This is a genomic window from Streptomyces sp. NPDC091649, assembly GCF_044756785.1.
GTDB lineage: Bacteria > Actinomycetota > Actinomycetes > Streptomycetales > Streptomycetaceae > Streptomyces.
Window position 1 is genome coordinate 1 of record NZ_JBIVTR010000047.1, and the last position, 1,294, is coordinate 1,294.

The 1,294-nt window shown below is 69.4% G+C and carries 1 protein-coding gene; it reads right to left on the reverse strand.

Features of this window, described 5'->3' with window-relative positions; all coding sequences use genetic code 11:
* On the reverse strand, positions 1–1,115 hold a 1,115-nt coding region (locus ACIQMU_RS31580; protein WP_402690252.1), incomplete at its 3' end, for an IS110 family transposase.
* Positions 1,116–1,294 lie beyond the last annotated feature (179 nt).

Sequence of the window (1,294 nt, forward strand, 5' to 3'; positions counted from 1 at the left end):
AGGGCTTGGGTGTGGGTCTTCCCGCGGGCGCGTTGTTTGTCGTAGTAGGTCCGGGAGGCGGGGTCGGCGTTCATGCAGGCGAAGGCGGACAGGAACATGGCCCGTTTCAGCTGGCGGTTTCCGCCTCTGGGTGCGTGTTCGCCGTGGATCGAGGTTCCCGAGGACTTCGTGGTCGGGGCCAGGCCGGCGTAGGAGGCGAGGTGGGCGGCGGTGGGGAAGCTGGTGCCGTCGCCGACGGTGGTCAGCAGTACTGCGGCGGTCCTGACGCCGACGCCCGGCATCGAGGTCAGGACCTGGGAAAGAGGGTGGGCCTCCAGCAGGGTGCTGATCTGTGTTTCCAGGGCCCGGCGCTGTTCGTGGACGACGGCGAGCGAGCGGGCCAGGGACGGGATCACGATGTCGAGGGTGCCGGTGCCGGGAACGGTGACGGTCTGTTCGTCCAGGGCGTCGAAGATGTCGTCGATCAGCCGGGCGGCCATGCGTGGGGCCTTCGGGCGGACGAGTTCGACGAGTCTGCGTCGGCCGGCTCTGCGCAGTGCGGCCGGGGACCCGTAGCGTTCCAGCAGCCAGGTGACGGCCTGGTGGTCCAGGCGGGGTCCCAGAACGCGTTCCAGGCTGGGGTGGAACTGGGTGAGCAGGCCGCGTATCCGGTTGCTGGTGCGGGTGGCTTCGGCGGCGAGGTCCTGGTCGAAGCCGGTCAGGACGGTCAGCTCGGCGGTGATCTCGTCGGTGAGTTCGAGCGAGCGCAACGTATGTGGCAGGGTGCGGGCGGCGTCCGCGATGACCGCCGCGTCACGCGCGTCGGTCTTCGCCTCGCCGGGGTAGAGGTCGGCGATCCGGCGCATCGCCAGGCCGGGCAGGTAGGCGACCTTGCAGCCGGCGTCGCGGGCGACGGCCAGTGGCAGGGCGCCGATGGAGGCGGGCTGGTCCACGATCACCAGCACCGTGCCGAACTTCGCGGCCAGCTTGTCGAAGACGGCCCGCAGTTTCGGCTCGCTGTTGGGCAGCTGCTTGTCGAAGACCTTCTTCCCGGTCGAAGTCAGCCCGTGCCCGTGATGAGCACTCTTGCCGACGTCCAGGCCGAGAAAGACACCCACCTCAGTGGTATCGAACATCGTCCTCCTCCCTCTCCCCAAGGGGTATGCACGGCGCTGGCCTCGGCGGTGGTGACGTACGCGCGCATCCACGTTATGCAGACCTGCCGCCCGCGAACTGCCCGGCATTGCGCCGGACCGGACGGTGGCCGGACCTCTCATCAGCGTCTCCGACGGCACCTCCCGGGCCCGGTGACACC